The sequence below is a fragment of the Shewanella chilikensis genome, assembly GCF_037953065.1.
GTDB classification, from domain to species: domain Bacteria; phylum Pseudomonadota; class Gammaproteobacteria; order Enterobacterales; family Shewanellaceae; genus Shewanella; species Shewanella chilikensis.
Genome location: NZ_CP149966.1, coordinates 1,340,811 through 1,353,423 on the forward strand (window position 1 = coordinate 1,340,811; position 12,613 = coordinate 1,353,423).

Sequence of the window (12,613 nt, forward strand, 5' to 3'; positions counted from 1 at the left end):
TTACATCAGGGGTTGTCGCGGCAATTTGTGGCGGCGGTAGAGGTGGCGCTGATTCAGAATATAGCCGCTCCAGGCACAGAAGAGCAGCCCCAGTAGCTGGTAAACTTCTTGGTCGGAAAACCTTAACAGTAGCATGCCCGACAGCAGCCAGAGGAAAGGCAATCCTGCATACAGGGGTTCGGGCCAAACTCCTCCCCGCCGTAAGCGTTTGGGATCGCTGCGTCTGTGACTCGAACGCAGGTTGTAAATCCGGGCCGCGGCCAATATAAGCAAAACGGAACCCAGGATCCCAAGCAAGGATTCGAGTAAATAGAGCGCCAGGCTACCGGTCAAAAAATACAGATAGGGCAGGCTCTCGTAGACCAATCTGGACAAGATCACGGGGCATTTCTTCGCATCCGGGGTATCTATTGATTTTAGTCCAAAGAATTACGTCCAACCTTGTTTTCTAAAGTGCCATAAACAAAGAGTCCGGCATTGGCCGGACTCTCGATTGATAGCAATAATTTGCTAGGTGGTCTGTCTGCTTGGTTATTAACCGCGGCAGCCGCAACCACCGTTACCGTCACAGCCTTCTTTCTTGGCGTCTTCCTCTGCATCTGAATTACAGCAGCCGCCGTGCTCGTGATCATGACCGCCACAGCAACCGCCGTGATCCTGGCCGTGACCACCACAACCGCCATGGGCGTGGATATGGCCGTGAGCAATCTCTTCGGCTGTCGCTTCACGCACGTCCATCACTTCGACATTAAAGGTCAGTGATTGGCCTGCCAGAGGGTGGTTGCCATCAACGATAACACTGTTGTCCAGTACTTCGGTCACTTGTACCGGGCGCTGGCCCATTTCAGTTTCGGCGATGAAGCGCATACCAGGTACTATGTCCTGGATATCGCCAAAGGCTTCCAGAGGAACTTCCTGACGCAGACCATCATGGTATGGGCCATAGGCTTCTTCAGATTCTATGGTCACTTCCAGCGTATCGCCTTTGCTCTTGCCTTCCAGTGCTTTTTCAAGTCCCGGGATCAGGTTTTCCATACCGTGGAGGTAGACCATAGGATCTGCCTCAAAAGAACTTTCTATCAACTGACCCTTGGCGTCAGTCAGGCGGTAGTGAATGGTAACCGCACTGTGTTGGGTGATTTGCATATCGCCTCCCGTTCAGAATGTGGCCGCATGATAACGTGCTTTTTCCGCGCTGGCGATATCCGAGCGTTGCTTATGCCAACTGTTGCACAGAGTTTTGCCGCCAAGATGACATTTTGGGGCAGGCTGGAACTAAAAAAGCCATTATTTTTTAAACGTCTTTTCTAAAAATTCTATTTGGGTGTCTTTGATTGCACTTGCTTGGCTGAGACTCAGCTTTTTAGCCAAATACACTTTACGTTAAGGTTAATTATAATGAGGGAGTTTTGTTGATACTTATCCAGTTAAAAACAGACTTTGGTGAGACTTATTCAATGAGATTGGCATTTTATTAGAATTTTCATGAAAGCGCCCCTTGACAAATGCTACAGAAAAAAGCAATCCTGTTTGCATTGCTGTCATTCCAAGGAGCTAAACTCCTGAATGAACCGGCCTGAACACAAGAGAATAAAACGAGTATAGAAACCCAATGTATCAGCTAAGCTCAGTTGTAATTACCACCATTACAACCACCACCATTACCAGTGTGGGGGCGGGCTGACTATACCCTGAAGAATTGCAAACAAGAAGCCCGCTCCCACCAAGGAGCGGGCTTTTTTGTTTCCTGGGCGGGCGCGGTATTTAAAGGAGAGACAGATGAAAGTGATGAAGTTCGGCGGTACCTCGCTGGCAAACTGGCAAAGGTTTGAAATGGCAGCAGAAATTGTTCTGACCAGTGCCAGAGAAGAGCAAGTGGCCACAGTGCTGTCGGCTCCGGCAACCGTAACCAACAATCTGTTGGCCATGGTTGATATGGTATTGGCAAAGGGGGATGTCGACGAGGCTCTTGCCAAGGTGGCTGAGGTATTTGAAGCTTTGTATGCCGATGCATCTGTATCTTTTGCAGAGGAAGCCAGACAACAGCTGAAGAAGGTATTGGCACAACAGTTGGCGAGTTGGCGGGCAAAATTGGCTGGGGTTCAGCTTCTGGGGGAGTGTCCTGACAGTGTGCGGGCCGAGATCCTGGTGGCTGGTGAGCGACTCTCCGCAGCCTTGATGGTTGAAGTGCTCAAGGCCAAGGGAGTCAGTGCCGGTTTACTCGACCCGAGAGAATTATTCCTCGGCGTCGGCACACCATTGGAGTCTGTGGTGGATATCGCTGTCAGTAAGCCCAGATTTGCGTTGCTTAAACTCGATGAGCAGAGAGTGTGGGTCATGCCGGGGTTTACCGCTGCCGGTGCCGATGGCAAGGTGGTGACTCTGGGACGCAATGGTTCGGATTATTCGGCCGCAGTTTTGGCTGCTTGTCTGGATGCCGACAGCTGCGAAATCTGGACAGATGTCGATGGGGTATACAATACCGACCCCCGGGTGGTTGCCGATGCCAAGCTGCTCTCCCAGCTCAGTTACCAAGAGGCAATGGAGCTCTCCTATTTTGGCGCCAAGGTGCTGCACCCCAAGACCATTTCGCCCATAGCCCAGTTCCAAATCCCGTGCTACATCAAAAACAGCTTTAACCCCAAAGCGCCGGGCACTCTGGTATCCAATCAGCCGGATCAGACCGGGTTGCAGGTCAAGGCGATTTCCAATCTGGATAACCAAACCATGTTCAACGTCTCAGGCCCGGGAATGAAAGGCATGGTGGGGATGGCGTCGCGTATTTTGGAGTCCATCGCCAGAGCCAAGGTTTCGGTATCGCTGATCACTCAAAGCTCCAGTGAGTACAGCATCAGTTTCTGTGTGGCCACTTTGGATGCCCCCAGAGTCAAGTGGGCGCTGGAGCAGGAGTTTGAACTAGAGCTCAAGAGTGAACTGTTGGAGCCGCTGGAGATGCGGGATCAACTGGCGATAGTGTCCCTGATAGGTGACGGTATGCGTACCCATAAGGGTGTGGCTGCGCGCTTCTTTCAGGCCCTGGCCCAGGCCAGTGTCAATATCATCGCCATTGCCCAGGGCTCGTCCGAGCGCTCCATTTCTGCCGTGGTCGAGCAGCGCAAGACGCGTCATGCGGTAGCAGCCTGCCATCAGGGCTTTTTCGATGTGCAGCAGTATCTCGATGTCTTCCTAGTTGGCGCCGGTAACATTGGCACAGGCTTGCTGGAGCAGATAAAACAGCAGGAAGCCATGCTCAAAGGGCAACATATTAGTATTCGGGTTTGCGCCATCGCCAACTCAGGCAAGATGTTGCTCGACGCCGCCGGTATCTCCCTTGCCGATTGGCAGTCAAGGCTCAACGATTCGCCCGTCGCCTTTGATCTGACACAGATGTTGGCCTGGGCCAAGGAGCAGCAGTTACTCAATCCCGTATTGCTGGATTGCACCTCTTCGGATGTCATTGCCGGCCGTTATCTGGATGTGATGAATGCCGGTTTGCACGTGGTGACACCCAACAAGAAGGCCAATACCCGTGAGTTGGCTTTTTACCGCGCGCTGCGGCAAACCGCGCTGGCCCAGCGGCGCCAGTTCCTTTATGAAACCAATGTCGGCGCCGGTTTGCCGGTTATCGATAACCTGAAAAAGTTGCTGTTTGCCGGTGATAAGCTGCTGCGTTTCCAGGGGATACTCTCGGGTTCGCTGTCGTTTATCTTCGGTATGCTGGATGAGGGGATGAGTCTGTCACAGGCCACGGCTATAGCCCGGGAAAAGTGCTTCACCGAGCCGGACCCCAGGGACGATCTCAATGGTATGGATGTAGCGCGCAAGGTGTTGATTTTGGCACGGGAAGTGGGCTTGCCGCTGGAGCTGGATGATATTCAGGTGGAGTCTGTCTTGCCGGATGACTTCGATGCATCAGGCGATGTAGCCCAGTTTATGGCGGCTCTGCCACTGCTGGATGCGGCCGTTGCCGAGCGAGTCGCTGCCGCCCATGCCAAGGGTAAACGCCTGCGTTATGTCGGCCAGATAGATGAGTCAGGTTGCAGGGTGCGTATCGCCGAAGTGGCGGCCGATGATCCCCTGTTCAGCGTCAAAGGTGGTGAGAATGCACTGGCTTTCTACAGCCGCTACTACCAGCCGATCCCCTTTGTACTCAGAGGCTATGGTGCCGGTACTGAGGTGACGGCCGCCGGGGTGTTTGCCGACTTACTCAGAACCCTCAACTGGACTCGGGAGGTCAGCGCATGAGTCAGTTTATTCCCGCCAATGCACCTGTGACTGTCTATGCGCCCGCCTCTATGGGAAATGTCGGTGTCGGCTTCGATTTGCTGGGCGCCGCACTGGCCCCCATTGATGGCAGTTTACTGGGGGATACAGTTACAGTGGGCGCCGCGTCTTGCGGCGTTTCTCTGACTCAACTTGGCCCCTGGGCTCATAAGCTGCCACAGGAGCCGCAACAGAATATTGTCTATCGCTGCGCCGAGTTTTTCCTAGGTGAGGCCGGGATCAATCAAGGCGTTTCCTTGACCTTGTCCAAGAACCTGCCGGTAGGCAGCGGCCTTGGTTCCAGTGCCAGCTCAGTGGTGGCGGCGCTCTATGGTCTCAATGAATATTTCGGCCGTCCCTATGATGAGCAGGCCTTGCTGGGGTTGATGGGGCGTTTTGAAGGGGAGATCAGCGGCTCGGTGCACTATGACAACGTGGCGCCTTGCTACTTGGGTGGATTACAACTGATGCTGGATTTACCCGGGCGTATCTGCGAGCCCTTGCCGGCCTTTGATTCCTGGTATTGGTTGGTGGCCTATCCCGGGATTTCATTATCGACAGCGTCCATGCGCGCCTTGATGCCGAACCAATATGACAAGGGAACCTGCATAGAATTTGGCCGCAATCTCAGTGCCTTTGTTCATGCCTGTTATCGCCAGGATGAGGCGCTGGCGTTGACTGTGTTGAAAGATGTGTTGGCCGAACCCTATCGGGCCGAGGCTATCCCAGGGTATCTGGCGGCGCGGCGCGGATTGTCTGAGCTGGGTATGTTGGCCACCGGGATTTCCGGCAGCGGCCCAACCCTGTTTTCCATCAGCGGCGATCTGGCCCGCGCCGAGCAGGCCAAACGCTACCTGGAACAACACTATTTAACCGAAGCGGGCGGCTTTGCTCACATCTGCCGCCTGGATATGCAAGGCACCCGGGTATTGTCCTGAAACGCGTTTTCATCCAAAAAAGAATTTAAGGCATCAATATGGAACTCTATAACCTCAAGCACCCGGCACAGCGGGTAAGTTTTACTGAAGCGCTCAAGCTGGGTCTTGGCATGGACCGAGGGCTCTTTTTCCCAACCCGGATCCCGAAACTGGCAGATGTCGATGCCTTGTTGGCTCTGCCTTTTGTCGAGCGCAGCAAGCAGATACTCGGCGCCTGGCTCGCCGATGAACTGGGGCAGGACTGTGTCGACAAACTGGTGGAGCAAGCGTTTAATTTCCCTCTGCCGCTGGTGCAGGTGGATGCGCAGCGCAGTTGTCTGGAGCTGTTTCATGGGCCAACCTTGGCTTTCAAAGACTTCGGTGCCCGTTTTATGGCTCAGTGTCTCAACCAGCTTGGCGGCTCAGAGCCGCTGACCATTTTGACCGCGACCTCCGGGGATACAGGCGCGGCGGTGGCCGATGCCTTCTTTGGCCTGGATAAGGTGCGGGTGATGGTGCTCTATCCCAAAGGCAAGATCAGTGAGTTGCAGGAGAAGATGTTTGCCACTCTGGGCGGCAATATTCACACAGTCGCGGTCGAAGCCGACTTCGATGCCTGTCAGCATTTGGTCAAGCAGGCCTTTGAAGACAGTGATATTCGTGACGGTTTGCACCTGAACTCGGCCAACTCCATCAATATCAGCCGTTTGCTGGCGCAGATCTGTTATTACTTTGAAGCGGTCGCCCAGCATAGAAAGCTGCATCAATCGGCGCCGGTTGTCAGTGTCCCCAGTGGTAACTTCGGTAACCTGACCGCGGGTCTGCTGGCCAAAGCCATGGGATTGCCCATCAAGCGCTTTGTGGCGGCCACCAACAGCAATGATACTGTACCGCGCTATTTGAGTTTTGGTGATTGGGCGCCGCGGCAAACTGTTGCGACCATGTCCAACGCCATGGATGTGTCCGAGCCGAGCAACTGGCCCAGAGTGGAAGCGATTTTTGCCGAGATGAAATGGCCGCTGTCTGACTTGTCCGGCTTGGCGCTTTCCGAGGGGCAAACCCGTCAGGCCATGTTAGCGCTTGAGCAGACAGGTTATCTGGCAGAGCCCCATGCAGCGGTGGCCGCCGAGGCACTGCGTTTGTCACTGCAGGATGAAGAGCAGGGGATTTTTCTGGCAACCGCACATCCGGCCAAATTCAAGGATGTGGTCGACCGCGAGTTGAACACCTGTCTGCCACTGCCAGAGGCATTGCAAAGGGTGGCTGATAAGCCGCTGCTTTCGGCTGTTCTGCCGGCCGATTTTGATAGCCTTAAACAGCATATGTTTTCGGTATTGGATTAGGGATTAGAGCTTGGTTTTGGAGGTCAAATAGGCCTCCCAAATCAAGGGTTAGGTGAAACATCTACAGCTGTAGGCGAATCAATACAGATCCAATAGATAAAACAATACGTTGGATCTGTGTTTGGCTTGGCAGTATCTGCCAAGTGTATGATCAATCCAGGTGTGGATCTGAGCCGGTTTGGTAGTCGAAAGTTGGCATGGCCCAGTGATACTTAATAGCCAGCATCCTCAAACTGAACCCCAGAGTGAGACACAGGCTGAGATTTAGCCATTCTGCCAGTTGCCATTGCGACAAAAATACATAGAGCCCGGCAGTGATGATGGAGATCACTGCGTACAGCTCCTTGCGAAAGATCAGCGGCATCTGATTACAGAGAATGTCGCGAATAATACCGCCGAAAACCCCGGTAACCACACCCATTACCACAGCCACTACGGGACTGAAACCCAGCAGCAGGGTCTTTTGGGCTCCGACAATGGAAAACACAGCCAGTCCAAGGGCATCGATTGCCAGAAACAGCTTTGACAGGTAACGCATCACAGGGGCGATTATCACAGTTAGCAGTGAAGCAAAGCCGATAGCCACCAGATAATGCCAGTTTTCTACCCAGATCAGCGGGTAGTTACCCAATAGCATGTCTCTGAGCGTGCCGCCGCCTATGGCGGTAGCACAACCTATAATTACCACGCCAAAGAGATCCATCTGTTTTTTACCCGCCGCCAAGGCGCCGGTCATTGCTTCGGCCAGTACACCAATCAGCCAAAGTATGGCGATAAACTGAGCTTCTTGCATAATATTCGCATCAAAATGACAGAGGATCAGAATTCTGCCGGAAAATACCGCAGTTTAACAGTTATTTTATTTAAATATTTGGATTAGTTTTATTTATGTATTATTTGGTTTGCTTAGGTTATAAATTTTTAGTTTTATGATTTTAAATGGTTTTATTTTTTACTTTGCATGAGGATTACTGATTAATGTGTGCGCTTGTCTTTCTCTCGTTTTGTTTGGGCTGTTTGGAGGTATCAATTTGGTAAAAAGTCCAGTTATTTAGCTTTGCTCTCCTGGTGCTGTACAGTCAAGCCGAGCGGCGCTAGAGTGTTTTGGCCCCATGTATCTTAATGCGGGGCAACTGGATGTGATATGGGGGAGAGATGATAGATTTCAGAAGCGATACCGTGACTCAACCTACTGCCGCGATGCGCCAGGCCATGGCGGCCGCGCAGGTAGGCGATGACGTCTACGGAGATGACCCGACGGTTAACCGCCTGGAAGCCATGGCCGCCGAGATGTTCGGCTTTGACAGTGCCTTGTTTACCAGCTCGGGCACTCAGGCCAACCTGTTGGCACTCATGTCCCACTGCGAGCGGGGCGATGAATACCTGTGTGGCCAACAAGCCCACAATTACAAGTTTGAAGGCGGTGGCGCGGCCGTGTTAGGCAGTATTCAGCCTCAACCACTGAATAATCAGGCCGACGGCAGCATAGCGCTCGAAGATATTCGCGCTGCCATCAAACCCGATGATTTTCACTTTGCCCGCACCCGTCTATTAAGCCTGGAAAACACCATAGGTGGAAAGGTATTGCCACAGGAATACCTGGCCAAGGCGCAGCAGTTGGCCTTCAATCACGGTTTGAAAATCCATCTTGATGGCGCACGGGTGGCCAATGCTGCTGTGGCGCAGGGGTTGGAGATAGCCGATATAACCCAATATTTCGACTCGGTATCTATCTGTCTATCCAAGGGGTTAGCGGCACCGGTTGGCTCTTTATTACTCGGAGATGAGCGGCTTATTAATAAGGCGCGTCGCTGGCGGAAGATGCTGGGTGGCGGAATGCGCCAGGCCGGTATTCTGGCTGCGGCAGCCGAGCTGGCCTTGACTGAGCAGGTGGCGCGTTTGGCGGAAGATCACGCCAATGCCAAGGCTTTGGCCGAAGGTTTGAGTCAGTTGGAAGAGTTGGCATTGGATATGAGCCAGGTACAAACCAATATGGTGTTTGCCACTTTGGCCGATGAAGTGGATATTGAAGCTCTGGTCAAAGGCTTGTTGCAGGAAGGAGTGCGTATCAGCGGCGCTCGGCAACTACGCCTGGTGACTCACAAAGATATCAGCGCTGCTGATATCGACAAGACTCTGCAGGCCTTCAAACGGGTGCTCAGCCAGGTTTGAGCACGGTCCATTAGGGTGCAGCAGGAGTTATCCTGGTGCATCGCAATGGTATTTATGAGCATAAGTTTGGTGTAACTTATTGAATTATATTGATTGAATGTTTGGCGTCCAATTTGCTTTAGTTCAAGTGCGAATTTCAATCATAGGCGAATGCGAGGACGCAAACATGAAATACTACAGTCGGCGTTTGGTTAAACACGAACATCTCAACCCGGCGGGAGCCTTGTTCGGTGGACAGTTGATGAGCTGGATTGATGAGGAAGCGGCCATCTTCGCCGCATGCCAGATGAAGAGTGTCAGCCATGTGACCAAGCTTATCTCGGAAATCAACTTTATGACCCCGGCAAAGCTTGGGGATGTGATTGAATTTGGCCTTGAGCTTATCAGCCTGGGGCATACTTCCATCACCATTCGCTGCGAAGTGCGCAATAAACTGAATCTGGCGCCTATTGTCAGCATTGACAAGATGGTCTTCGTCAATGTGAATGAAGCCGGCTTGCCCGTGCCTCACGGTATGCGGGCCAATGCCGCTTGATAACTCTAATGTTTGAATGCGCTTGCCAACCAGGCTGAGCTTTGCCCGGTTGGCTGGCGAGAAAGGGCTTGAATTTCTTGGGCGTGATGGCTCAGTTTTTCAATTCTTCCTTGACCGATTTGGCGGCATCACGGGAGGCGTGGCCGATTTCACGGGTCACATCCCGGGTGGTGTGGCCTATCTCCTTGGTCACGTCTCTGGTGGTGTGGCCTATGGTACGGCCGGTTTCCTTGAGCTCGGCACAGGCGCCAAGACTAAGTAATGCAACAAGAAGCAGTAATGTTTTCATCATTTTATCCTTATAGCTTGCCGGTCAATTGAGCGTATTTTACCAGCAATTCGTCTTGGGTTTCCTGATGTTCGGGATCCTTGTCGATACAGTCTATAGGGCAGACAGAAACACAGGTTGGGTTGTCATAGTGGCCAACACATTCGGTGCAGCGCGCCGGATCTATTTCATAGATCTCTTCACCCATAGTGATGGCTTGGTTGGGACACTCGGGCTCACACATATCGCAGTTAATGCAGCTGTCATCAATGATTAAGGCCATTGCCTTGTCTTTCCTCGAAATTACTTATCCTGTCTTGCAGGTTTTCGTTCAATGCTTGGCGCACAAAAATAGTGGCAAGTGGCGCTCAAGCTAAGTCATAACACAGATTTTATCATAGGGGGAGCACCTGTCGGCAGCACTATTATTGATAACCAGTGTGCATGGCTACAAAGGGATTGTTATAGAGCACTATGGCTTGCGTAAAACGAAAGACTGCCTGAAGGCAGCCTTTCGTGTAAAGGTTGAGAACATACTCAGGAAGACAGGATTCACTTGGTTGCGGCGTGTGGATTGCGGGTATCAGTTCCTTCCGGCAAGTTACGCAGCAAGATGGCCGAGTCCAGTTCCAAATCGGCCGGTACCGGCATATAGACAGTATGGCCCGATCCTAAACCTGCCTCAACGGCTTCGCCCTTACGGTTTTGCAAACTTTCCAATGTCAGGTTGATGTTGCCTTGCGGTGTCATCATCTCCAGGCTGTCACCCAGCAAAAACTTGTTCTTCACTTCGATTTCGGCCAGGCCTTCGGCGTTACGCTTACCGGTAAACTCACCGACAAACTGCTGGTTGTCACTGATAGAGTGGCCGTATTCGTAGTTCTGGTACTCATCGTGAACATGACGGCGCAAGAAGCCCTCGGTGTAGCCCCTGTGAGCCAAGCCTTCCAGGCGGTTCATCAGGCTGCGGTCGAAGTCTTTTCCGGCTGCGGCATCGTCTATGGCCTGACGGTAAAGCTGCGCCGTGCGCGCCACGTAGTAGAAGGACTTGGTGCGGCCTTCAATCTTCAATGAATCCACGCCGATACGGCTCAGGCGCTCTACATGCTGAATGGCGCGCAGATCTTTGGAGTTCATTATGTAGGTGCCGTGCTCGTCTTCGAAGGCCGGCATATATTCGCCGGGGCGGTTGGCCTCCTGCAGCAGGAAAATCTGATCGCTGCTTGGGCCCTGGCCTAAAGTCGGCTGCTCTATCTGCACCGGATTGACTGCGACTATGTCGCCGGTTTCATTTTCCTTGGCCTCGTGGGCATCATACTTCCAGCGGCAGGCGTTGGTGCAGGTGCCTTGGTTAGGGTCGCGCTTATTGATATAGCCGGACAACAGGCAACGGCCGGAATAGGCCATGCACAGTGCGCCGTGAACAAACACTTCCAGCTCTATGTCCGGGCAACGCTGACGGATCTCTTCGATTTCATCCAGTGACAGCTCGCGGGAGAGGATCACGCGTTTAATCCCCTGGGACTGCCAGAATTTGACCGAGGCCCAGTTGATGGCGTTGGCCTGTACCGAAAGGTGTACCACCTGCTCGGGAAAGGCTTCACGAACCATCATGATGAGACCGGGATCTGACATGATAAGGGCATCCGGCTGCATGGCGACCACAGGCTCCATGTCCTTGATATAGGTCTTGAGCTTGGCATTGTGGGGAGCGATATTGCTGACCACATAGAGTTTCTTGCCCAGAGCATGGGCTTCCTGAATACCCGTAGCCAGATTTTCCATCTTAAAGTCGTTGTTACGTACCCTTAAGCTGTATCTGGGTTGGCCTGCATATACGGCATCTGCACCATAGGCAAAGGCATAACGCATATTTTTCAGGGTCCCGGCGGGAGACAGAAGCTCTGGTTTAAACATAATTTACTCTCAATTAACGGCAGTCCGGCGGTTGCGCGACTTGGCAGCAGGGGCGGCATTTTACTCAATTAGGGCCGGGCTATCAAATATCCCCGCCCCGGGTTACCAATCAGTAAACTTTGGCCATTTAAAATTGCCTGAATGGCTCAACTTGGCAAGCCATTACGAGGTCTTCAATCCCGGCAAGTTGTTACTTGGTTGAATTTTAGTGGCAGTCAACATCACTTGACGCTTTTTTACGCTCGCGGCCGCCGGGGTTGCTGATATACTGAGTCACAGTATTTGAACAGTTTTTTTACATTGGAGAGTGCATGTCTACCGAACATCAACTCTTGGTTGGTTTGTTGCGGAAACTCAAGAACGATACCCTGGTGCTACCCACTTTGCCGGAAGTGGCCATGCGGGTGCAGGAAGTCGTCAGTCGTCCCGATTCAAGCCTGAGGGAGGTTGCCGATATCATAGGTCAGGATGCCGCCATATCGGCGCGTATGATCAAGGTAGCCAATAGTGCTTTCTACAGCCGGGGGATCCCGGCGGAAAACATCAACAGCGCGGTGACCCGTATAGGCTTGGCGCAGATAAAATCCATCGCTACCTCTATCGCCATGGAGCAGCTGTTTATTTCCACCAACGAAATGGTGTGGGAAGTCATGGACGAAGTGTGGCGCACATCAATAGATGTTACCGCTGCGGCCGGCGCCATGTTACTTATCTATAACAAGACCCATCCGGGCAGCGGCCTGAATTATGATACTTTGACCCTGGCGGGCCTGGTGCACAATATAGGTGCCTTGCCGGTACTGACCGAGGCCGAGGCACACCCCGAGCTTTTTGGCAGCATAGATCAGCTAAGAGCCTTGGTGCGCAAGATGCAAGGGCCCATAGGGCGGGCGGTACTCAAGAGCTGGGACTTTGCCCCGGATGTGATGGAAGTGGTCGAACGCTGGGCCGATCTGCCCTATCTGCCGGATCATGTGACTTACTTGGATTTTATTCGTTCGGCGGCCTTCTATACCGGTGAGTTACGAGCCGGCGCCGAGCTTGAGCAGCGTTTGGAAGTCTTTGTTGACAGAGGTCTACCCGTCAGTGCCGAACTACTTGGCTGTGATGAGTTTCTGGATAAATATCATTCAATCAAGCAAAGCTATGAGTAAGTATTGAATTAACCCATCTTTGTTGTTCACGGGAGAATACCACT

At 52.6% G+C, this 12,613-nt stretch carries 12 protein-coding genes and 1 other annotated feature; of the genes, 6 read left to right on the forward strand and 6 right to left on the reverse strand.

The features are described from left to right. Window positions 1-381, reverse strand: coding sequence for a hypothetical protein (locus WKR14_RS06165; RefSeq protein ID WP_101053546.1), 381 nt, complete (start codon window positions 379-381; stop codon window positions 1-3). Window positions 382-534: 153 nt separating this feature from the next. After that, window positions 535-1,146 (reverse strand): peptidylprolyl isomerase, encoded by a 612-nt coding sequence (slyD, locus tag WKR14_RS06170; protein ID WP_101053548.1) that lies wholly within the window; start codon window positions 1,144-1,146, stop codon window positions 535-537. Window positions 1,147-1,624: 478 nt separating this feature from the next. Next, window positions 1,625-1,745: a sequence feature (Thr leader region), on the forward strand. A 34-nt stretch (window positions 1,746-1,779) separates the two neighbouring features. Between slyD and thrA the strand changes: the two genes are divergently transcribed. From thrA to thrC, 3 genes are read left to right on the forward strand one after another with little or no spacing between them, the layout of a single operon-like run. Then, on the forward strand, window positions 1,780-4,245 hold the full coding sequence (gene thrA, locus WKR14_RS06175; protein ID WP_339087521.1) for a bifunctional aspartate kinase/homoserine dehydrogenase I: 2,466 nt from the start codon (window positions 1,780-1,782) through the stop codon (window positions 4,243-4,245). Continuing rightward, on the forward strand, window positions 4,242-5,201 hold the full coding sequence (thrB, locus tag WKR14_RS06180; RefSeq protein WP_208191977.1) for a homoserine kinase: 960 nt from the start codon (window positions 4,242-4,244) through the stop codon (window positions 5,199-5,201). The genes thrA and thrB overlap by 4 nt, the downstream gene beginning before the upstream one ends. 38 nt (window positions 5,202-5,239) lie before the next feature. Further along, complete coding sequence (gene thrC / locus WKR14_RS06185; protein ID WP_101053554.1) at window positions 5,240-6,523, forward strand: threonine synthase; 1,284 nt, start codon at window positions 5,240-5,242, stop codon at window positions 6,521-6,523. Window positions 6,524-6,674: 151 nt separating this feature from the next. Here thrC and WKR14_RS06190 read toward each other — a convergent pair whose 3' ends face one another. Next, window positions 6,675-7,316, reverse strand: a complete 642-nt coding sequence (locus tag WKR14_RS06190) for a trimeric intracellular cation channel family protein (RefSeq protein ID WP_101053556.1) — start codon at window positions 7,314-7,316, stop codon at window positions 6,675-6,677. A gap of 362 nt (window positions 7,317-7,678) precedes the next feature. On the opposite strand from WKR14_RS06190, the gene ltaE reads away from it, so the two are divergent. Together ltaE and WKR14_RS06200 are read left to right on the forward strand one after the other, a co-directional pair. Beyond that, complete coding sequence (gene ltaE, locus WKR14_RS06195) at window positions 7,679-8,695, forward strand: low-specificity L-threonine aldolase (RefSeq protein ID WP_101053558.1); 1,017 nt, start codon at window positions 7,679-7,681, stop codon at window positions 8,693-8,695. A 166-nt stretch (window positions 8,696-8,861) separates the two neighbouring features. Further along, window positions 8,862-9,230 carry an acyl-CoA thioesterase gene (locus WKR14_RS06200; protein WP_025009448.1) on the forward strand — a complete coding sequence of 123 codons (369 nt, stop codon included), beginning with the start codon at window positions 8,862-8,864 and terminating at the stop codon, window positions 9,228-9,230. A 91-nt stretch (window positions 9,231-9,321) separates the two neighbouring features. Here the strand turns inward: WKR14_RS06200 and WKR14_RS06205 are convergent, their stop codons facing one another. The 3 genes from WKR14_RS06205 to yegQ all read right to left on the reverse strand — a co-directional run bounded on the left by WKR14_RS06205 (window position 9,322) and on the right by yegQ (window position 11,415). Beyond that, the gene (locus WKR14_RS06205; protein ID WP_224867401.1) at window positions 9,322-9,522 is read right to left on the reverse strand and encodes a hypothetical protein; all 201 of its coding nucleotides are present in this window, start codon (window positions 9,520-9,522) and stop codon (window positions 9,322-9,324) included. Window positions 9,523-9,529: 7 nt separating this feature from the next. Continuing rightward, window positions 9,530-9,781 (reverse strand): YfhL family 4Fe-4S dicluster ferredoxin, encoded by a 252-nt coding sequence (locus tag WKR14_RS06210; protein WP_028779037.1) that lies wholly within the window; start codon window positions 9,779-9,781, stop codon window positions 9,530-9,532. 269 nt (window positions 9,782-10,050) lie between these two features. Continuing rightward, window positions 10,051-11,415, reverse strand: a complete 1,365-nt coding sequence (gene yegQ, locus WKR14_RS06215) for a tRNA 5-hydroxyuridine modification protein YegQ (protein WP_101053562.1) — start codon at window positions 11,413-11,415, stop codon at window positions 10,051-10,053. Between the two features lie 311 nt (window positions 11,416-11,726). On the opposite strand from yegQ, the gene WKR14_RS06220 reads away from it, so the two are divergent. Further along, complete coding sequence (locus tag WKR14_RS06220; protein ID WP_039034241.1) at window positions 11,727-12,569, forward strand: HDOD domain-containing protein; 843 nt, start codon at window positions 11,727-11,729, stop codon at window positions 12,567-12,569. Window positions 12,570-12,613 lie beyond the last annotated feature (44 nt).